General features: G+C 52.9%; 17 protein-coding genes. 6 read left to right on the top strand and 11 right to left on the bottom strand.

All coding sequences use genetic code 11. The features are described from left to right. Positions 1-297, bottom strand: coding sequence for a hypothetical protein (locus tag HBO10_RS23900; protein ID WP_169904175.1), 297 nt, complete (start codon positions 295-297; stop codon positions 1-3). Between the two features lie 130 nt (positions 298-427). Here HBO10_RS23900 and HBO10_RS23895 point away from each other — a divergent pair, with 130 nt between their 5' ends. Beyond that, positions 428-1435, top strand: coding sequence for a transcriptional regulator (locus HBO10_RS23895; RefSeq protein ID WP_228759000.1), 1008 nt, complete (start codon positions 428-430; stop codon positions 1433-1435). Between the two features lie 10 nt (positions 1436-1445). Further along, positions 1446-2483: an ATPase, T2SS/T4P/T4SS family gene (locus HBO10_RS23890; protein ID WP_169904176.1), complete on the top strand. Its 1038-nt coding sequence runs from the start codon at positions 1446-1448 to the stop codon at positions 2481-2483. A 28-nt stretch (positions 2484-2511) separates the two neighbouring features. Here the strand turns inward: HBO10_RS23890 and HBO10_RS23885 are convergent, their stop codons facing one another. Further along, positions 2512-3276, bottom strand: a complete 765-nt coding sequence (locus tag HBO10_RS23885; RefSeq protein ID WP_228759001.1) for an EAL domain-containing protein — start codon at positions 3274-3276, stop codon at positions 2512-2514. A 151-nt stretch (positions 3277-3427) separates the two neighbouring features. On the opposite strand from HBO10_RS23885, the gene HBO10_RS23880 reads away from it, so the two are divergent. Further along, entirely contained in the window at positions 3428-6124 is a 2697-nt protein-coding gene (locus HBO10_RS23880; protein ID WP_169904178.1) for a PD-(D/E)XK nuclease family protein, read from the top strand. A gap of 178 nt (positions 6125-6302) precedes the next feature. Further along, positions 6303-9668 carry a UvrD-helicase domain-containing protein gene (locus HBO10_RS23875; protein WP_169904179.1) on the top strand — a complete coding sequence of 1122 codons (3366 nt, stop codon included), beginning with the start codon at positions 6303-6305 and terminating at the stop codon, positions 9666-9668. Positions 9669-9670: 2 nt separating this feature from the next. Here HBO10_RS23875 and HBO10_RS23870 read toward each other — a convergent pair whose 3' ends face one another. The 6 genes from HBO10_RS23870 to HBO10_RS23845 all read right to left on the bottom strand — a co-directional run bounded on the left by HBO10_RS23870 (position 9671) and on the right by HBO10_RS23845 (position 12839). Further along, positions 9671-10195, bottom strand: coding sequence for a hypothetical protein (locus HBO10_RS23870; protein WP_078465829.1), 525 nt, complete (start codon positions 10193-10195; stop codon positions 9671-9673). A 1-nt stretch (position 10196) separates the two neighbouring features. Beyond that, a complete protein-coding gene (locus HBO10_RS23865; RefSeq protein WP_078465828.1) occupies positions 10197-10418 on the bottom strand; it encodes a hypothetical protein in 222 nt (73 codons plus the stop codon). Further along, positions 10397-11122: a Crp/Fnr family transcriptional regulator gene (locus HBO10_RS23860; RefSeq protein WP_078465827.1), complete on the bottom strand. Its 726-nt coding sequence runs from the start codon at positions 11120-11122 to the stop codon at positions 10397-10399. The genes HBO10_RS23865 and HBO10_RS23860 overlap by 22 nt, the downstream gene beginning before the upstream one ends. Continuing rightward, the gene (locus tag HBO10_RS23855) at positions 11122-11535 is read right to left on the bottom strand and encodes a 30S ribosomal protein S10 (protein ID WP_078465826.1); all 414 of its coding nucleotides are present in this window, start codon (positions 11533-11535) and stop codon (positions 11122-11124) included. Before HBO10_RS23855 ends, HBO10_RS23860 begins: the two co-directional genes overlap by 1 nt. A 75-nt stretch (positions 11536-11610) precedes the next feature. Beyond that, positions 11611-11877: a hypothetical protein gene (locus tag HBO10_RS23850; RefSeq protein ID WP_078465825.1), complete on the bottom strand. Its 267-nt coding sequence runs from the start codon at positions 11875-11877 to the stop codon at positions 11611-11613. Then, positions 11874-12839 carry a hypothetical protein gene (locus HBO10_RS23845; RefSeq protein WP_078465824.1) on the bottom strand — a complete coding sequence of 322 codons (966 nt, stop codon included), beginning with the start codon at positions 12837-12839 and terminating at the stop codon, positions 11874-11876. The genes HBO10_RS23850 and HBO10_RS23845 overlap by 4 nt, the downstream gene beginning before the upstream one ends. Positions 12840-13025: 186 nt before the next feature. Here HBO10_RS23845 and HBO10_RS23840 point away from each other — a divergent pair, with 186 nt between their 5' ends. Further along, positions 13026-13394, top strand: a complete 369-nt coding sequence (locus HBO10_RS23840; RefSeq protein ID WP_078465823.1) for a PilZ domain-containing protein — start codon at positions 13026-13028, stop codon at positions 13392-13394. A 550-nt stretch (positions 13395-13944) separates the two neighbouring features. Here HBO10_RS23840 and HBO10_RS23835 read toward each other — a convergent pair. The 3 genes from HBO10_RS23835 to HBO10_RS23825 all read right to left on the bottom strand — a co-directional run bounded on the left by HBO10_RS23835 (position 13945) and on the right by HBO10_RS23825 (position 16629). Further along, positions 13945-15102: a hypothetical protein gene (locus HBO10_RS23835; protein WP_169922121.1), complete on the bottom strand. Its 1158-nt coding sequence runs from the start codon at positions 15100-15102 to the stop codon at positions 13945-13947. Between the two features lie 2 nt (positions 15103-15104). Then, positions 15105-15539, bottom strand: coding sequence for an SEL1-like repeat protein (locus HBO10_RS23830; protein WP_169904180.1), 435 nt, complete (start codon positions 15537-15539; stop codon positions 15105-15107). A 112-nt stretch (positions 15540-15651) separates the two neighbouring features. Continuing rightward, the gene (locus tag HBO10_RS23825) at positions 15652-16629 is read right to left on the bottom strand and encodes a DNA replication terminus site-binding protein (protein WP_169904181.1); all 978 of its coding nucleotides are present in this window, start codon (positions 16627-16629) and stop codon (positions 15652-15654) included. Between the two features lie 129 nt (positions 16630-16758). Here HBO10_RS23825 and HBO10_RS23820 point away from each other — a divergent pair, with 129 nt between their 5' ends. Next, positions 16759-18411 (top strand): sel1 repeat family protein, encoded by a 1653-nt coding sequence (locus HBO10_RS23820; protein ID WP_153045954.1) that lies wholly within the window; start codon positions 16759-16761, stop codon positions 18409-18411. Positions 18412-18445: the final 34 nt, after the last annotated feature.

Below are 18445 nucleotides of genomic sequence, written 5' to 3'. Positions count from 1 at the left end.
TCAATTTTCCCTCTCTTGGCTCGAATAATTTTCCGCGCTGCCAAGAAATTGCTGAGTTTCGAAACCCTCGTTGCCCTGGAGAAAAAGCAAGGGCAGGGCAGCGGCGAGCGCACGCCTGAAGAGGTTGAATTCGAGACCCACCTTGAGTCGACCCCGATTTACGTAGAGGACGCCTCTTCGCCGTATTTCAGAAAAGCTGAATCCCTCATTGAGGAATCCAACAAGCTTGGCCAAGGCCGATTCGTTATCGATGAGGAGGTGCTGCGTGCAGTCCGGCAGCGATAGCTTTTCACTCATGGGCCCAGCCCTTCGGCCAGACACGATTGAAAATGGTTACTTCGTTTTCACCATAATGCCGACGCTGCACTGCCCCTATAACTGCAAACATTGCTATCTGAGCAAGGAGCAGCGAGCAGATAAGAGCGTTATGTCCCTCGATGATCTGCGGGTCATTTGTCGCAAGATCTACGACTATTTCGAGGAGCAGCAGCCGGATCAGAAAACCATCATTGCGTACAACTACGGTGGGGAGCCAACTGCCGCCGGGCCTGAATATTTCGAAGGTTACGTTCAGATGATGGCTGAAGAGTTCCCAGCAGCAGAGGGCTACCAAGTACGTCATGTGATGCTGACCTCAATGCTTGGTGTCGACCTCGATGTATGGGAACCGCTGTGGAAGAAGCACTGCAATGGCTATGTACAGACCTCATACGATGGCGATATGCGTTCAGGTAACTATGTACGCAAGTGGGAACTCAAGGTTCGGGAGGCGATCAGGCGAGGTCTGAATGTCGGTACCATCAGCGTGGTCAACTCGGACCTCCTGACCCAGGGCCCAAGGCACACTCTGGATAAGCTACGTGAGATGGGAATTCAGGAGTCGGGTTGGCTGCCGTTCATGCTCAATGAGCAGAACGACGTGCCCGGCAAATACGAAGTACTTGCCCCAACCATGAAAGCCTTCAATGACTTCATGATCGAAATGCTCGACTACTGGTACGAGCTGCAGGAGCGTGGGGTCAATGCTCCTGCGATCGGCGAAGCACACTTTGCCGTGGAAAAGATCAAAGGCAACGCCATGAGCAACATGGCCGGCCAAACACTGTTCCTCCTCCCCGATGGCGACATGGTTCTTCCCAATTACCGTGATGGCTGGAAGGAGTACCTGCACTCATTTGGGAACATCCTTGAGCCGGGGGTGACTTTTCGAGACATCCTCTGTTCGCGAGAGCGGCTTCTGTACCTGCGTCGGCAGATGCGTAGGAACAACAATCCTGAATGTGCATCCTGCGAATTTCGTAACGCATGCCTTCTCGAGTTCGCAAAACCAAACAAGCCTGACGATGAGTGCTTCGGCGCAAAGCGATTTGTGGCACATGCCATCAATCGCAACGCCTTAGATCCCCGCCTCAGTGGCCCCGTTCAACTGTACTAGGAGAAACCCGGTGTCTGTGCTCACAACCAGTCATCTTAATGACAAACCCTTGAGGCCGGAGGACGCGACTAACATCACTCTGACCAAGGACAGCCTTGAGGCTGAAGATAACAGCGGTCGGTTCGAAATAATGAAGCCTCCAGGAGCGTGGAAAGACTTCTTCGATAAAATGCTCTCTGAGAAGGGTAGAGGTAACAAGCGTAAGGCCGCAAACTTCACCACCCCGTTCAACGGGGAACGTTACCGCTGCATCTTGGCTGACTCCTCGGGCGGCCAGGTCATTACCATGCGTAAACTCATGAGCTCGATACCGCGAATTGAGAAAGATCTAGGGTTGGACTGGAACGCGATACGTCCGCTTCTTGAGGGGTCGGGCTTGACCATTTTTGCGGGGCAGATGTCGTCAGGTAAATCGACAACGATGATCTCAGCAATCGAGCAGTTGGGGCGCAAACGCGGAAACCTCGGTACGGTGGAGGATCCTATTGAAGTTGAGTTCCGGGGCGGGGGAGTGATTCAGCGTGAAGTAGGTACGCACGTTGACTCATTCGCAGAAGCGATCCGTGACTTCGTCCGGCAGTATCGCAACACAATTATGGTTGGTGAGATTCGTGACCCAGAAACTGCCGACGCAGCGGTTCTCGCCGCATCCCTCGGTCACAGTGTTGTGGGTACCCTCCATGCGGACAGTGCCATCGATATCCCAACGCGCATGGCTTCGCTGCTCGATCCCAAACTCGCTCGGATCTTGCCATCTGTTCTACGCGGACTTTGGTGGCAGCATGTCTATCGACGCGGTGACGGGAAAAGCAAGCCGCTTCCCATTTACGAATCGCTGTATGTAACCAACTCTGTACGTCAGATCATTGCTGACGGCCCAGAGAAGTTGCCTCAGTTGATGAACGAAATGGTTTCTCAGAAACGTGTATCTATGGCCCAGTCGGCGACAGCTTGGGTAAGCAAGAATCAGGCAACACGTGAAGAACTTCGCCAATGGCTTGAGACACGTGGTCGTATCAACGACTCACAACTGGACTACGTTCGGTAATGTATTGATACGCTGTAGCGCCCCTCAGTCAGGGGCGCATCTCGGCGAAGTGTTGTAATTCTGAGGGGATTGCCGGCATACCAAGCAGGTACCCTTGGCACAGGTCAATATTCAAATGCTTGGCCAGTGACAACTCGTCTATAGTCTCAATTCCCTCAAGCACAACCTGCTTACCTCGCCGACGGCAAAGCTTTACCAGACGCTGCACCTCTGCCCGCGCTGACTCAGACACCATGAGCTCCATGGTTGACTCGCGTGAGAGTTTGCAGCCTACAACCGAGTCGCTTAGCAAGAGCGAGCGCTTTGCGTAACCATCACGCACGTCATCGACCATCACTGTCAGCGCCTGTAAACGAAGAGCCTCAAGACGCTTCGCAAGCAGGTGAGCATCAACGTCTGCAGTTTCAGTCACTTCAAACGTGACCCTGCCCATCACATTCGCTGCAAGGAGGGTCTGCACGGCATCTCCGACGAAGGATGGGTGCGCGATCGACAACTGGCTTGTGTTGATCCAGACAGAAAGCCTCGGCCGGGATTTCAATTGATTGATCACCTGGGCCAGAACCCAGCGGTCGATATCGACAATCGAACCATCAGACTCTGCACGCGCGACAAGCGCAGCTGGCCCCTGAGTCCCAGTGCTGTCAGAAATCCGAAGCAAGGACTCAAAGGCTATTACTGATCTTTGGTCATCCATGACACTGAAGACTGGCTGGTATGCCAGGCTGAATCTTACGGGCACTGATCCCTCATGTGCCCAAGGCGAAGTCTGGGATAACCTCTGGATCGACATATGACGCAACCAAGCATTGAGCGGATACCTTAATAGTGGGATGTCACTACCCCATTTGCCGCATTCCGTTGGAAATGATTCATTTGGTCTGGGCTGGTGGCACTAAAGACCGCCGTTATTCTGGGTGTATCGAAAACGGAGATCTGCCCGAATGAAATTCCTCAGCCACCTCTCAAACATCACAGACGGGACAGTTGTCCTGGCCTCGACAGAGCGTGTCGCGCGACACATTAAGCTACAAGCAGCACTGCTCCAGGCGGTAGGTGGGAAGAAGGCTTGGTTCACCAAGGGGCAGATTATGACCATCACGAAGTGGATTGAGACCACTTGGTTGGAGCTGATGCCCGACGAACAAGCCCTCAACCCTGTTCAGGAGTTGGCCACTGTGAAGTCGGTAATTGACCAGTCGGACCTACTGCCGTCAAACATGATCTCTTCCACGAACGCAGCTCGCCGAGTTGGGGTGGCGTACTCGCAGGTAAACAAGTACCTGATTGGGATGGATAGTGATCGCTTCCGATTCAAAGAAGAGTTTGAGGCTTTCCTCCAATGGAAGACTCAACTCGATAGCGTGTGCGGCGCAAAACAGTATGTGTTCCGTGCTCACCTCCCTACGCTCCTGCTTAAGGCTATCAAGGCTGGCGATGTTCAACCCCCGGAGCGGGTGATTATCGTAGGCATGATGTCCCTGAACCCAGCAGAAAAGGCCGTGTTCGATGCCTTAGAGGCTCTCGGTACTGATGTAATTATCGTCTCAGCAGAGGGGGATAAGACGACCCCGCGTCTTGTGCGCAGCCACAATAATGCGAGCGAAATGCTAGAGGTCGCGCAATGGGTGTCAAATCACCTGCTGCCCTTCGTGGACGCCCCTCATGCTGCACCTTCACTCGCCATCGTCGTACCTGACATCCGTTCCTACAAAGGCCCCTTGCTTGATGCGCTGAGCTTGCATACGAGCCCAGGATCATTAATGCCTGCTGGTCCGGATGGTGAAACACGCGCGCCGTGGGATATTTCCAGTGGTGCAACGCTGGGTAGCCGCCCCATGATCCGTGCGGCTATGGATCTGTTGTCCATCACGCCCGACAAGGCAGATTCCGAGACTTTCAGCCGTGTGCTGCGCTCTCGCTGGATTGCTGGCCATGTGGGCGAGTCTGCGACCCGTGCCCTTCTGGATCTGTGGTTCCGTGACAACCTAGGCCTGAACATGGGTGGCAAGGATTTTCTGCGGGCTATTGGGGCATACAAGGGGGATGCAGTTCCTGATTTCCGAAAGCGCTTTGGTGGACTTCTTGAGAAGTTGGTGTCCGGCGAGCAAAGCCGATATCCATCTGAGTGGGCCGACCATTTTACCGAAGCCCTGAACGATATGGGCTGGCCCGGTCAGAGCGAACTGGACAGTGCCAATTTCCAGACACTTAATGCTTGGGCTGAGGCGCTTGCAATGTTCCGCACACTGGATGCTCAACTCGGGACTGTTCAGTATGAGCGAGCATTCATGTGGCTCAGGGAGGTCGTAGACACACGACAATTCCAGCCCCGTATCAGCCATTTGGCCCCAGTTTCGATCTTGGGCTATGAGGATGCTATCGGCCTCAACTTCGACGCCTTATGGATCGTTGGCGCATCGAACAACGTATTGCCGGGCCGCGCTGAGCCATCACCCTTCATTCCTACCGATCTTCAGATTGATGCGGGGATTTCTGACGCCTCTAGCGAAGGGATGCTCGCATATGCTCAAAGTGTCGTGTGCGCACTCCTCAGCTCTAGCGCTGACGTCACGGTGTCGTGCCCCAGCCATAACGAAAAGGGGGCGGCCATCGGGGCCAGTGAGTTGTTTGGCACGTGGCCCGCAACTGCACCTACCCTGGAAACAAAGGGTGACTTCCTTGATGACCTGATGGGCCAGTTGGATAGGAATAATTACGAGCAAGAGGTGGCCCCAGCTGTCAGCGATATCGAACTAACTGATATCAAGGGTGGAGTTCGCATCTTCAAGGACTATGCAGAGTCCCCATTCTTTTCATTCGTGCGCAATCGCCTACGAGCCAACATGTTTCCGCAACCAATCATCGGCCTTGATCCTCGAATCCAAGGGACAATGATCCACCTTGTGCTTGAAAAATTTTGGACTGAGGTGGTGACCTCCAAGGCACTCAAGGCATTCTCGGTTGCCGAGCTCAAAGCCAAGGTCCAGCACCACACTCAGCTGGCTTCCGAGGACCTTCTATACAAGCTGATCTGGCGCTACGGCATGAAGCTGATCATGCTTGAGCAACGTCGTATCGTCGACCTGACCATTGAGTGGTTGGAGCTCGAAAAGAAGCGGGAATTCGAGTTCGAGGTTATCGGCTTTGAAGAACGCCATGACATCGTTGTTGGGCAGGTACCTTTGACGGTAAGCCTTGATCGTCGGGAGCGCATCTTCTTGAACGAAGAGCAAACGGTCTCTCGGAGTGTTGTGTTTGACTACAAGACAGGCCAAGAGATGCGGATGAACAGTCTGAATGCTTCCACCCTCACAGAGCCTCAATTGCCAATCTACGCGACCAAGATCGACCTCAGTGTCGCTTCAGTAGAACCAATCGACGGCATTGTGCTGGCTCAGGTGAATCAAAAGTCTCTCGGTTTTCATGCTCGCTCAAACTTTTCGGCCAATCTCGTCGAAGGGAAGAAGGCCAGACAAGAGGACGTCGATACCTCGGACAAATGGGAAGCTCAGAAGGATGCATGGAACCGGCAGTTGGATTCTATGAGTGCTGGCTTCATCCGTGGCGAAGCGACTCTGGACCTATGTGGAAAGGGGTTTCCAATCGGCTACGAGTACATTGCGCCTATCGCACGATAAGCGTCAGTCGGGCTCCCAATGCATAGCGAAGGGGAGCCCATAGCTTAAAACATTCCGCATGCGAAAACTTTTAGTCCAATCCCGGGTTTACCGACCTGCGTCCTGAAAGATTACTTTGGCGGCTGGTGGCACGCGGGGGCGACGTTATTCTGGGTGTATCTGAATTGGAGCTGACCACATGACTGCATTCGTACCCTTCGCCGCTCTGCCGCACCTGGACCCTATTTTTGCTGGAATCCGAGGTCTCAGCATTGCAGATGCTGAAGCGCGCGCCCTGGCTATCGACCCTCGCCGCTCGCTACTGTTACTGGCCCCGGCCGGATCAGGTAAAACGTCTACCTTGCAAATGCGCTTGCTTTCCTGCCTGACAGTCGTGGAGCGCCCTGAGGAAGTGCTGGCTATCACATTCACCAACATGGCTGCTGCTGAAATTGTAGAGCGTGTTATTGGTGCGTTGCAGCAGGCAGCGACTGGCATTGAGCCTGAATTGGCCCATGAGCTCCCGCAATACCGTCTGGCTCGTTTGGTGCTGGATCGAGATAAGGAAATGGGTTGGAACCTTCTCTTGAACCCTAGCCGTCTGCGCATTATGACCTTCGATAGCTTTTGCGCTTCACTGGCAAGCAAAACTCCAATCATGTCCGGGCTGGGTGGCGGTAAAACTACCGACGATGCTTCGCTCATCTATCGTCAAGCGATTCTCGAAACCCTCAAGTCCGTTAACGACAACGACATTCCTGAGGCTCTCTCTAACGCGCTTGAGGCGGTATTGTCTTTCGCTAAAAACCGATTTGAAGCTTTGGTTCCACTGTTCGAAAACCTACTAATGAAACGCGATCAGTGGGCCGGCCGTATCATGGCACTGGACACTATTGAAATGCAGGAAGCGGTCAGCTCAGTTGTTCTGCATGCTGCCCAACAAGCTATTTCACTGATCCCAGGATCTGATCTCGAACGTGCAATGACTTGTCTTAAATCTGCCTCCGGTGCCCTTGATGGTTTCGAGTGGGCTGCGGAAATGCCCGCTGCCATTGCGAGTGCGAAAACGCTCGAATATTTCGGGCAATTTGCCTCCTACATGCTGACTAGTACCGGCACGCTCCGGGCGAAAGTAACCGTAGCCAACGGATTCCCAGCTAAGCATTTCAGCACAGTTGAGATGAATGGAATTCTGGCTGACCTCAAGGTTAACCCTCATTCTCAAGAATATGCTCAGGCCCTAGCCACACTTGCAACCCTGCCAGAACTTCAATACCCAGCTCGTTCAGCAAAAATGGTCGAGCACTTCACGGTAATTCTTCGGTATCTGTTGGCCAATCTGACGCTGGCAATGGAAGGGACAAACTCACTGGACTTCCCTGAAATCGCTCAGCGCGCCATTCAAGCTCTCGGCGCTGGTGAGACTGTCGGCGACGCCTTGCTCGAAGAAGACCGGATTCTGCATATCATGGTTGATGAATTCCAAGACACCAACCAGGCCCAGTACGACCTATTGAAACTGCTGGTAGAGAACTGGGAGCCGGCCGACAATCGTTCTATCGCTTATGTCGGCGATGGCTTTCAGTCGATCTATCTTTTCCGTGGCGCTGACCTGAATCTGTTCACGTCAGTTGTCGAGGCGAAAGCTTTCGGGCCCAAGCAAATGGATATTCTCCGGTTGACTGTCAACTTTCGGTCCTTGCCGGGCGTCGTTGAGTGGAATAACGCGACCTATGCCGAGGTCTTCAAAGACTCAGCTTATGAGTTCGTCCCATCGGTAGCGTTCCGGAAAGGCGATGGCGGTGTGAGCGTACACCCCGTGGCCACAGGTCAAATCGGTGAAGCCGAAGAAGTTACAAAGGTTGTTCAGGAAGCCCTTTCAAAAGACCCTTCAAAGTCGATCGCAATCCTAGTACGTGGTCGCTCGCACCTGAAACACATTCTGCCGATGTTAAAAGAGGCTGGAATTGAGGTTCGCGGTAAGGATATTGATCCCATTGGAGAGGCTGCCCCTGTCTCTGAAGTGATTTCACTGATTCGTTCACTCTGGCATTCCGCTGATCGAGCTTCGTGGATCGCACTGTTACGGGCAGCGTTCGTTGGTCTTAGCTGGGCAGACTGTTTGACTGTCGCCCGGGGGCATAACGTCATTGAGAATGCTCTACGCGACGAAGGCGTGCAGGCTCAATTGTCTTCCGAAGGACTGACCCGAGTGTTGAGGCTCTTGGAGGTTCTGGACGGAGTGAAGCGCTCCAGTCGTGGTTCAGAGCTGGGTTGGGCTGTTAAATCAGCCTGGATCGCCTTGGGCGGACCTGCAACGGTAAATACTGGCGAGATGGACGATGTGGAAACCATCTTCAAGCTACTCACTTCACACACGGAGTCAGGTGACCTTATTGACCCTCAGGCCTTTTTCCGCGCGATTGACAAAGCATATGCAAGCCCAAAAGCTGGCGCGGTAACAGTCATGACTTGCCACGGCTCCAAAGGCCTGGAATACGACATTGTGTTGATTCCTGGCTTAAACAAAGGCGGGGCTAAAGATGATGCGCCTCTGTTCTACTTCCGCCAGATGGATGGTGTCTTTTCCGTCGTTCCTAACCTCGGAGACTTGGACACTACCACCCCTGATAGTCGTCTATTCAAATTCGTTGGCCGCATGGTTCGCAAGGATATTTCTGATGAAGTATGTCGGGCGGCGTACGTGGGGACGACTCGGGCCAAAGAAGATTGCCACCTTTTCGTATGCGTCGACCGTTTCCCTGCTGCCGAGGGTGAGGTCCAGAAAGAGAAGGAAATCAAGCCAGCAGCAGGTTCGTTGGCTGAGTGCTTGTGGTCGGCTATTGGAGCCCAAGTGAAAGCGGTCGCCCCGGCATTCCCTATTGTTGCAGTTACGGATTCTGGGGTTCCCTCTAAGGCACGCCTGGCTCCCAGCTACAAAGTCGAATTGCCTAAAACGGTCTTTGTTCCGGCTGCAAGCAATGACCAAGTACCCACTGAAAATGAACTGAACGATGAATTGCGGGAGGAGGAGGGGAGCGACTATCGCGCCAAGACCATCGGTATCGTCTACCACTGGTTTGTAGAGCAGATCGGTAAGCAGGGTATCGAACTCTGGGATGAAGCTCGCGTGCGTACAAAGGCTCAGGCTATCGCATCGATGCTTCGTCGTGAAGGCTTCCCTGCTGCTGAGTTTCCTCAGGCGGTTGCTCGCATCCTCCGGCTGCTGTCCAATACCGTAAACAGTATTCATGGGCAATGGATCTTGAAGAAGCGTCCGGGCAGTGGCCATGAGGTGCAGGTCAGTGCATACCGTAACGGACGTTGGGTTCACCGCTTCCTGGATCGACCTTTTGAAGATGATGGGGTTTACTGGATCAGCGACTACAAAACTCCGGACTGCCCGGAGGGTATGTCCGAAGACGCTTTTGTTGCGCGGGAGGTTGAGCGGTACCGGCCGAAAATGGATGAGTACGAGCGTGCTGTGAAAGATGCCGGTATCACCATCCCTGTTAAAAAGGTGCTGTATTTCCCAGCATTCGACCGGCTTGCAGAGGTTGCCTAAGCCTAACGAGGGAACCTGATTTTCGGGTTCTTGACTGTGATGCCCATTCGCTTATGCAGAGGCCTTGAATCTTGCGGCTTTCTGTTCTTGAGTGAAATGGGTACCTCAGTCCTGATGGAAACCAAAGCTCGAAATAGCTGCTCATCGAACGGGATCTGCACACACTCATCTCTAAAGCTCAGCAGCCCAACCACATTCGATTCTTTGAATGCCTCCCGAGCAAGGCCGATATACAGCATCACCTGGTAGTATTCCCGGCGTCGTACGAACCCCTTGTACATTCGGTTTTTGAATTCACCGATTACAATTTGCCCTGTACGATTTCCGCGGAAAATGGCATCCGGTTCACCTGCTACGCCGAGTGCGCTGAGCCGTTTTCGTGGATGCCCCTTGCCTAGGTCAGTCCCTACAATTACCCACTGAGTTGCAGGCAGCGAAAACTGCTTGTAAATATCGAGTGGTGCCTTGGCTTTGAGGGCCAGATACAGCGACAGGGCCGCTACAATAATTCCAAGAATGATCAGCATGTCAGAATGTAATCACCTTAAAGTAGAGCAGGGCGGCGATGGCTACCAACACAATGGCAATAAATCCGCCTTTGCTTGGCCCCGCGCCGATCCGGCCATGCGCTGCGGTACCCATTTTGGCTAAACGTTGGTTGTATGCCCCACCACCGGCCCCAACGAACTTGCGCGGATCCTCTGCATAAGCGGCGATCTTGCTAACAGCTACGTTCGTACTGCGGCGCATGCCGAAACCTCAGATTGTGATTGAAAGAAAAAGGTCTTGTACCCATCAAACTTCAGCAACCCTTCCTCTTCCAATGCTTTGAACGCGCGACTGCCCGACCGCCTCTCGACCCCCGCAAGGGTTCTTATTTCATCTTTGCTGGCATGGACCTCTATACCGCGGGCCGTGGGGCGTGAGTCGGGATGCTCAACCAGCATGGTAATCACCCGCTTGATGCGATCAAGGTCCTTGGCAAATAGGTACTGCGCAGCCTGGGAATGCTTGGTCATCAAGTTCAGTTCAGCGGCCATGAGAACAGTCTCGCTGTAGCTGTTCGCTTTCATGAACTCATCGTATTTTGACTTTGAGACAGCGAGTAGGAAGGTATGGCTTCGAGTCTCGTAGCCAAACCGTACCTGCTTAGGTTGAAGTGGCCAGATTATGTCACCCTTCCGAAGGGCGTCTACGAAGATCCCCTTGCCCTGGACATCTGGCGAAAGTGCATAGGCAACCACGCAGCCTTGAAGGACGATGAAGAAATTCCCTCGGTCGATGTCCAGTTGAGTCTTTGGCGGGAGGTCAATCAATGTCCCGTAATGGTTGCCATGGATGAGCCAACTGGCCCACGTTCCCTTTTGAGGGCTTGTTTTGAACCAGTCAGGTTCGGGCGTTTCGAGGACGGCAATGTTTGGGTGTTTCATGGCGTGTGAGAAACCGTTTGCCATTATTGAGCTTCCTTCAAGTCGTATTGGCTCTGGTACGACTCGATCTTGATGTTGACAGTCGCCGGCAGTGGTAACGCCACGAGCGACATGATGGATTCCGAGGTTGGAGATTCAACCAGGAGGACATTCCTGATTCGTTTGGCTTTGGCGCAGTAAAGACCGCGGGAGCCATTGGACAGGGCTTCTCGGAGAATGATGTGACGTCTGCGTACAGTCGGAAGCGCGAGAGGGCCTCGCACCTTCACCCCTTGCGTGCGGCGCAGGGCAGTTTTAATCGTTTTGGCAGTTTGCAGGACGATAGGGTGGTCCAGCCCATCGATGACGATGTAGAAGCTGGCGGAGGAAAAATTCGAGCGCATGGTCCTGGGATCTGCAAGATCCCAGGCTTGGGCAGATTTCGCTTCGCTGTACATTGGACGGGGCCCTTGAAATATCTCATGCCCTAATAGTGGAAAGAGACAGCCCCATTTCAGCGACTTTGACCGATATTATTTGTTCAGATCTGCAATTTTCTGATGATGATAGAGGGCGCTTGCGAAGGATCGCTGCGCTTTCCTTAGGCGCAGTGCATCAAACAGCCCCGGGTCTCGGCGGACTCGGATTGTGTGCGGCCCAGTGAGAACCCCAAGGATCTTGTCGTAAAGAGCCATTATCTGGGGATTGGCGAGCTGGTTCACCATAGGGAGTGACTGTTCATGTGCAGAGACGGCCTGACTGATGACCTGTTGCTTCCAAAGCTTATAGTCGAGGATCACTTAATTGCTCCCTTGGGTTTTGACTTCCTGCGGGCCTGGTGCATAAAGACCAGATGCATCCCACCAAAAAACCACACAGCTATGAATGTGGTTGAGAACGAAAGTAGACCAACCTTGGCGACGTTGAGGGAATGACTAGGGAATTTTTCATCGAAAACCGCCCGATGTAGGGTGTCGTTTTTGTAAGCAGTGATGATCACCTTCTGGCTTGCGCTAACCCCCCTCAGGACGGTATCGGATTCGTTATCGGTAGCAGGGAAGACCTCTAGCCATCCGGTAACACTCATTTTTGAGCTTTCGATCGACTCTAGGATACCTTGAGCAGAAGGTGCAGCCAAAACCTCAGCTGGGATTTCATTTCCCACCCATTGAAAGCATTTGATGGGTAGACGCTCACATTCATACTTGAACCGACCCGGATAGGTCGCCGTCAGTTCCTCTTGGTAACGCATCCTTTCTGTCAGCAATTCGCCCTGGATGTAGTAAGCGAAGAGATAGTGGATGCAGCACAAGAAGGTGGTGTAGGCCACAAGGAAGAATGTGATGTGAATTCGCATGAAACTGCGGAACCCACGCTGGGCGATGAACCGCAAAATCAAGCTCGTAAAAACGAGAGCCAGTGTGTAGACGTCTCCGCGTTGGCGCTCTTCGCCGGTGGGTACGTGACCGACCATCCAGCAAATTCCTTCGTACCCCAGGTTAAGAAAATTGACCTCTTCTTGGAATAGTGAAACTGCGGCAATTGCCGCGAGCCACCCCAAGGTCATTTCACGGCGGAAATGAGCATAGATACCAGTCCATAAGCTCAGAAATAGAACGTAGACGCCAAGATCCTCGAGCACTTTCAGGAAAGTGATTTGTTCGCCGTCAGGTGTGGCGAATGTGAGAGTCACACACACAGCCAAGTAAACAAAAAGGAACACCGGGATCTGAAGTTGCCAGGGTATTCGGGACTCGAGCACACCAGCACCTCGGGGCCAAATTGAAGCTGTGCTAGGGAGGAATTTCATAAGGGGGTTTTGAATAGCCGTTGAATATGTTGTGACGATACTATTCAGTTCCTTGAAGGTGACCAGCCAAAAAGGGGTCTCGGATTTCTGTAACGGCGCTCTGAACAGATCCGCACAACTAGCTATAGGAAACAAAGGATGAATGCGTCCAGCCGACGGCACACGCGGTACGTGATCTCTGAAGGAGCGCTGCTCTCTCAAAAAATCAAAGGAAAGGGTTTGGTAGCAGGGCTCCTGGGTTGGGCCGATTGCCGGGTGCGAGATTTATCGATCGCGGGCGCTATGATCCTGACAGAAAAGAAGAAAGGAATCGGAGATGCTATCTCGATGAAGCTGATCCAGCGGAATGGTGACGAGCTTCAATTCGAAGGGAGGGTGGTGAACTGCGGTACTGATCATCGAAGCGGAAATTTCCAGCTTGGGATTGCCCTGTCCGAACAAGCTCCGGAATCTCGTGAACATATTTTTCTTCACAGTCTGGGCGAGTCCTTCCCCGAAGCGCGCTGACCCGATAGCAGTGACTGCTTGGTTGTGATACGACAAGGCCCGCCCATTTTCATGGACGGGCCTTGAATAAGTCGAGGAGAAGCAACGGCACCCATAGGCATTTGGATGTAGAAGGGGGTGACTTAGGAGTTAGGAGGTCTAAAGCCTATGCTTTCCTCAAGAAACTGTGTCAAAAACTGGCATGGGGGAGTGAACCCCATTCCGCACATTCTGTACGAACGACCGGGCTTTGTGAAGATGAAGGCCGTGAATTTGCGATAAATTGACACCTATGCAGCGGTCTCAGAAATCTCGCAAAGCGGCGAAAATCTGGAAAAGCTTTCTATCTCAAGTGTCTTCGACCCTCTCGCCGCCCATCGGTTCAAAAAAAACCAGGATTTTTCTTTTCTTGTCTCCGGCCCGAGTGGACTGGTAATGCTCTATTTCAGGGCGTGTAGCTTCCTGTTGCGGGAATTCTACACCTCCCTTTTACGACAATTCTGTCAACTTGGTTGTGATTCTTGGCAATAACAGACGCGCTAATTTAGGACGCGTCTGGGAATGAGAGAGCTCAACCAACGGCAGGCTTGCCGAATATCCGTTTGAATAGCGTAGCTCCTTGTGCCTGGGCTTGGGTTTCCGGCACGAGCTGGACGATGCTGAAGATTACTCCTGTGTCGTTCGAATGATAGGCGAGTTGCAGGTTGTTCTTCTTGAGGCCAATGAATGGAGCTGAAGCAACTAGCGATTGATCCATTTGCTCATGGCCCGTAGCAACCATTGTAGGGTCGAAGCCAAATATGACACGACTATCAAATTTGTCCCAAAGCATCGGGTCTGGATGAGAGATGGTTAGAACGACGTTGATGCCTACGCTACTGGCAAGCTTCAAACCGGCAGTGACCGATTCCTCATCCCTCGCGACCGATACCCGGTCGATGATGAGGGTGCGTCCACGCACAGCTCCCTCGTTAAGGGCAGAATAATGAGCGGAGACTAGCTGCTCGAGCGTGTAGGTACGACTTGGTAAAATCGTCACCGCCAAGTGGTGGTCTGGATGCTTCTGACGTTCACCCAGGATGAACGAACTGTGATCTTCAGAAAGCGACTTTCTGAAGACATCATGGCCGCGGCTGTAACGGTTCAGATAGTTGTCGCCATCGTGTGTGGCTCGCACTACGGCAACGAACAGGTCATCAAGGCGGTTCAGGCAAATCTCTTGGTCGATCCATTGAGAGATGTGCAGGGGCTCGGTATGGATGATTAGGGTATGGCCGGCATAATCACGTCCCAGTAAATATTGGGAGGGTGGCATGAAACCAGTGCGAGCCTTGAATCTCGCCATTTCCTCCGCTGATTGAGAGGTTGGATCTATCTTATCTTGCCTTGCGTATGCCTTCAGCGCTTCAAAATTGCTAAACCCCCACATGGTTGCAATGGGCGTTCCCTGAGGGTGCCCTTTACGAATGTCGGGTAACGTATTCTTGAGGGGATCCATGTTCATGGCCATTCGCAAGAACTCCATCATCTGGAGGCTTCGATCGGAAATGGCTCTTATCTGATCAGGGGTCTTGATCATCTGCAGGCCATTGATTGGCTCTTCGAGTTCACCAGTTTTAGCGTTCAGACGGTTGTACCCGTAGGCACGCGCAACGATCACATTTGCCGCTTCAGCATTAATGCCCAAGGCCATTTTCTTGACCAAACGTTCAGATTGCTCTTTGTACATGCTCACGAGTCCAGAAGGTTGGTGATGGGCTGGTGGCGCTCTACGAATCCAACGTAGGCCGCGTAGAGGGCTTTGTCGGACTTCTCGCTAAGCGAGGATGCCAGTAAGCGGTAAGCGCGGCGAAGATCTGGTTTGATGTCAGTCATGCCATGCTCGACGATCTTGACGAGCTCTATAGTGGCTTTAACGTAACCGGCAGAAGCAGCTCGCTCGATGTATTGGATGCCCTTAACTGGATCGGCCCCTGCGCGTTGTTTGAGGACGTGGGACATTCCGTAGGTGAATAGGGCGTCGGTCGATGCAGGTTTAGCAATGCAGGCGAGCCGGAGCCAGTGGTCAGCGCGGGTTATGTCAGTGTCTACACCGATGCCTTGATTGAGACACCTCGCCACTTGGAACATTGCTTTGCCATCTCCATTTTCAGCAAGCTCAAGCATGTCTCGATATGCGTTCGCTCGGTTTCGCTCATCGCAGGAGACCAGATCTCGAGTGAGACTGGCCAGGCGGAGACTGGTGGTTTGGTCAGTGGACTGCATTCTGATTATTGCCTTATTCATCAATTGAGGCAGGAAATGAATCGCTTTCGGCTTTCTGTACCAAAGGCCCAAAGACGCGATAGTTCTCGAGATACTGATAGAGGTTCATTTTCTTGATGTACGGTTCTTTCTCGAGTAGTTCGCGGCCGGCAGATTTGCGTCGTGCCGTGACTACGTCGTAGCTAAGTAGCGGTTTAATTGTGGGTGCAAACTTGCATTCATCGATGTCGTAAACGAAGGGCACGGAAGAGATGATCTGGCGCACCGGCGTATCACCGTCACGAACCCGTGCTCGGATGTGGGGTTTGACTGGTCTCCGAATAGCGACCTGTTCATTGCCTAGCTTCCGTAAGAGATCAATAGCGGTCAGCAAGCCCTCTTCAATTGATCCCTCAGGAGCGTCGGACATGGTAGGACGTCGGTCGTGAAGCTCATCTAAGAGGTCTTCCCACTCTTTCACTAAATCTGAAGCCACATGCCTTGATCCGGATGTGCCGGTATCAGTCCAGTAGAAATTAATGGTCTGAGGGTTCATCAGCACCGGGGTGCAACGCATTGCCTGCTTTGGCGATATGGCCTCAAACTTAATCCAAACCTTCCGGCGATCGTTAGATTTCTTGATCTTGCCGATTAGCATTTCCAGCTTGCTGCGCAGATCATTCGTTTCGATGATTTTGGCAATCACTTCCCCAGGCAGCGCAACTACCCCTGGACTCCTCAAGGTTTCCTTCGCGTTCTGAGTTTCCTTCATCGTGATGCAAGTGAGGACGTCTATAGCTGCGTCGACCGCGTCGCTACCTTCAAGCCTCCTCACCGGGATAGGCGCAGCTTCGTCTACTTCTGGCTCTTGTCGAAACTCCATCTCAAAAATCGCATCGACTCTCAATCGGTGTCGTGAGTCATTGAGCATTCTGACCAGTACCTTGAGCTCGGCCTCAAGCTGTTTGACCACTGCGATTGCTTCACTGATAGCGCTGAGGTGGAGTTCCATAGAGATGTCCACTGCGTGAGCCCACACATCACTTTAACGGGCGTTGGATTTTCGACTAGGCGTTTTGAATTGGATTCTATTATGGCGCGGGTACACTCTGGCACATAACCAAATTGGGGTATCCGAATCTTGTCTCTGGCAAAAACCTTTGAATCTGCAGTGAACCTGGGCGCTCTTACTGAAGCCTGGTTGCGCACAATCAAGCCTCTGCTGAAGACCCAACTTTTCGAACTCGGGGTGAAGGCCAAGCTCAACAACGCTGCCTCGGTAATGGCCCCGGGAGCTTTAGTCGCGAATGTCGTTCGTCAATCAGGTATCAGCTGGAGCGAGAAGCCAATTCGTGTCCTCCTGCTGGGATCAGATCCTCTCATAAGATTCGATAAGTCCAAGTGGGCTAGCTTGGCTGGCGAATTTCTTGGAGCTCCAGGAGCTGTGGAGATCATCTATACCCTGGACGAGAATGCGGACTCCGAATTCTCAAAGCTTGCGACAGCGCTCAACCTTCCCGCATGTAGCGTATTGACCCACGGCGAAGCAGTCGAGAGCGGCTTTTCGAAGGTCGACTTGGCAATATGGGTTCACCCTGCCGCAGAGTCGGCAGACGAGGCTGAGGCTCTGAATACCTCCACTGCGATGTCGCTGTCCACCAAGCAAGGTGTTCCTGTTTATTCGGCCTCATTTAACGAGGTCGACCTCCACACACAGAATTTCCTGATTCAACATCACTCTGTGCAGTTGCAGCCACTTGGCGGTCCGATTACTCGCGGGGCCCCATCCATCAACCGATACGGCATTTCTACCTTCGGTTTAGGGGTAGAGGGTGGATGGGGTGCAATATTGGCAAAAGTTGAGCCGGCGCAGCAGCTCGGCGATCCCTGCGAGGCCGCTCTCGTACGCACGGCGATGAGACTCGTATGTGCTGAAGGAGCACTCCATACGTCATGGAGCCTGGGCCAGCGCATAAACGGTGTAGCCTTCAACCGGATCATCCCGTTGGGATTGCTTGGCAACATGGCCATCGACCCTTCAACTGGTCATGTCTTCCAAAAAAATGAAGACTCACGTGATCTCCGCGTTGTCGGCCATCTATGGGACAGCGAGCTTAGGCTGATGCCGAGCTCCAAGCGTGAGCTGTTGCTGTGGGCATGTCGAATTAAGCTGGCATTTCAAACAGAGCTGCCAAAAGAAGATGCCAGGCGCAAAGAGGCAATAGCCTCCCTTGAGCAGGGTTTTAATGACGGAATTGTCGAAGCTGCTGTAGCGCTGGCTCGGTGCTATGAGTCATCAAAAGCTGATGGAAGCGATGTAACGGCACATCTTTGGCAAAGCAAGGCTGGGGCCCTGCACCCATTGAGCTCTTACGGCTTGGCCTATGAGGCTTTGGGAGCTGGAGACTTAGCCGCCGTTGAGCGATATCTGCGAATCGCTGTCGAGTTCGGATACCCGATTGCGATGACAGACCTCGGGAAGATGCTCTGTGACAGTAAGCGAGTAGACGAGGGTCTGGCTCTCTTGAACGAAGCCGCCTCTCGCAAGGATCCTGAAGCCAATTACGAGCTTGGAGAATTGTCTGCCAAAGGTGGTGACCTGCAAGGCGCCCTGGAATTCCTTCGCGCGGCATGGATCTATGGTCATGTCGACGCAGCAGCCCTTGCGCGGCAAGTAGCCGATTACATGCTTGAGCACGGAATTGGGAAACGCTCGTTAATCAAGCGCGAAGCGAAGGAAATCGCTGCATTTCAAAAGAAGCTCGACACCCGCTTGGTGGCAAATGCTACTTAGGATTCGACTGAGTGCTTCAAATTGGGCTGGAAGA

Source organism: Pseudomonas sp. WS 5503, from assembly GCF_012985385.1.
Classification (GTDB): Bacteria; Pseudomonadota; Gammaproteobacteria; order Pseudomonadales; family Pseudomonadaceae; genus Aquipseudomonas; species Aquipseudomonas paracarnis.
The sequence above is the reverse complement of the archived record's forward strand: the minus strand, read 5'-3'. Positions and strand labels throughout refer to the sequence as shown.

What these genes read in the sequence shown, in the direction of transcription:
- HBO10_RS23875 (WP_169904179.1), top strand. Translation starts at nt 6,303, where the DNA reads ATGACTGCATTCGTACCCTTCGCCGCTCTGCCGCACCTGGACCCTATT.
- HBO10_RS23825 (WP_169904181.1), bottom strand. Translation starts at nt 16,629, where the DNA reads ATGGAACTCCACCTCAGCGCTATCAGTGAAGCAATCGCAGTGGTCAAA.
- HBO10_RS23885 (WP_228759001.1), bottom strand. Translation starts at nt 3,276, where the DNA reads ATGTCGATCCAGAGGTTATCCCAGACTTCGCCTTGGGCACATGAGGGA.
- HBO10_RS23900 (WP_169904175.1), bottom strand. Translation starts at nt 297, where the DNA reads ATGAGTGAAAAGCTATCGCTGCCGGACTGCACGCAGCACCTCCTCATC.
- HBO10_RS23870 (WP_078465829.1), bottom strand. Translation starts at nt 10,195, where the DNA reads ATGCTGATCATTCTTGGAATTATTGTAGCGGCCCTGTCGCTGTATCTG.
- HBO10_RS23880 (WP_169904178.1), top strand. Translation starts at nt 3,428, where the DNA reads ATGAAATTCCTCAGCCACCTCTCAAACATCACAGACGGGACAGTTGTC.
- HBO10_RS23855 (WP_078465826.1), bottom strand. Translation starts at nt 11,535, where the DNA reads ATGTACAGCGAAGCGAAATCTGCCCAAGCCTGGGATCTTGCAGATCCC.
- HBO10_RS23895 (WP_228759000.1), top strand. Translation starts at nt 428, where the DNA reads ATGTCCCTCGATGATCTGCGGGTCATTTGTCGCAAGATCTACGACTAT.
- HBO10_RS23865 (WP_078465828.1), bottom strand. Translation starts at nt 10,418, where the DNA reads ATGCGCCGCAGTACGAACGTAGCTGTTAGCAAGATCGCCGCTTATGCA.
- HBO10_RS23835 (WP_169922121.1), bottom strand. Translation starts at nt 15,102, where the DNA reads ATGTACAAAGAGCAATCTGAACGTTTGGTCAAGAAAATGGCCTTGGGC.
- HBO10_RS23860 (WP_078465827.1), bottom strand. Translation starts at nt 11,122, where the DNA reads ATGGCAAACGGTTTCTCACACGCCATGAAACACCCAAACATTGCCGTC.
- HBO10_RS23830 (WP_169904180.1), bottom strand. Translation starts at nt 15,539, where the DNA reads ATGCTTGAGCTTGCTGAAAATGGAGATGGCAAAGCAATGTTCCAAGTG.
- HBO10_RS23840 (WP_078465823.1), top strand. Translation starts at nt 13,026, where the DNA reads ATGAATGCGTCCAGCCGACGGCACACGCGGTACGTGATCTCTGAAGGA.